The organism is Halorubrum sp. SS7, from assembly GCF_005435055.1.
In the GTDB taxonomy this organism is placed as follows: Archaea; Halobacteriota; Halobacteria; order Halobacteriales; family Haloferacaceae; genus Halorubrum; species Halorubrum salinarum.
Genome location: NZ_SGXV01000502.1, coordinates 1 through 298, shown reverse-complemented (window position 1 = coordinate 298; position 298 = coordinate 1). Strand labels below are relative to the sequence as shown.

Sequence of the window (298 nt, the reverse complement as noted above, 5' to 3'; positions counted from 1 at the left end):
GGTGGAACGCCGTCTTCCTCGGGAACCACGACCAGCCGCGGATCGTCTCCCGGTTCGGCGACGACGGCGAGTACCGACGGGAGAGCGCGACGCTCCTGGCGACGTTCCTGCTGACCCTGAGTGGCACGCCGTACGTGTACCAGGGCGACGAGATCGGGATGACGAACGCGGCGTTCGAGAGCCTGGACGAGATCGACGACGTCGAGACGATCGGGGCGGTCGAGGCGCTCACCCGCCGCGACGGCGTCGACTCCTTCGCGGACGTCGCGCACCTCGTGAACTACTGGAGCCGGGACCA

1 protein-coding gene is annotated in these 298 nt (G+C 68.8%); it reads left to right on the top strand.

The window, feature by feature from the left end; genetic code table 11:
• A partial coding sequence (locus EXE44_RS18940) for an alpha-amylase family glycosyl hydrolase (RefSeq protein WP_241991912.1) occupies nucleotides 1–298 on the top strand: 298 nt, incomplete at both ends.